The following is a 251-nucleotide window of genomic DNA, read 5'->3' as shown; positions in this document are numbered from 1 at the left end:
AGATAGAGGTCCGCGGCCACGTCCAGGGCGGCCTTGGCGTGCCGCAGCCGCTCGAGGCGGTCCCTCGCCTCGGCGGGGTGCAGATAGCCTTGCGTCACGCCGAGCCGGATCTCCTCGGCATAGGCGGCGATGAGGGCGTAGCCCAAGGCGATGCGGTCGGTCATCTCGGCCCGCGCCTCCGGGCGCGCGCCCACCGCGGCGGCGAGGGATCCGTCCGGCGAGATCGCCCGCAGGGTGGCGCAGCCCGGCAG

The 251-nt window shown here is 75.3% G+C and carries 1 protein-coding gene; it reads right to left on the bottom strand.

What is annotated here, in order from left to right:
- A partial coding sequence (locus tag ACTFO6_RS19240) for a hypothetical protein (protein WP_439935928.1) occupies window positions 1-251 on the bottom strand: 251 nt, incomplete at both ends.

Origin of the sequence: Pelomicrobium sp. G1 (assembly GCF_051905455.1) — a bacterium.
GTDB lineage: Bacteria > Pseudomonadota > Gammaproteobacteria > Burkholderiales > UBA6910 > Pelomicrobium.
This window is presented reverse-complemented; position numbering and strand designations above follow the sequence as displayed.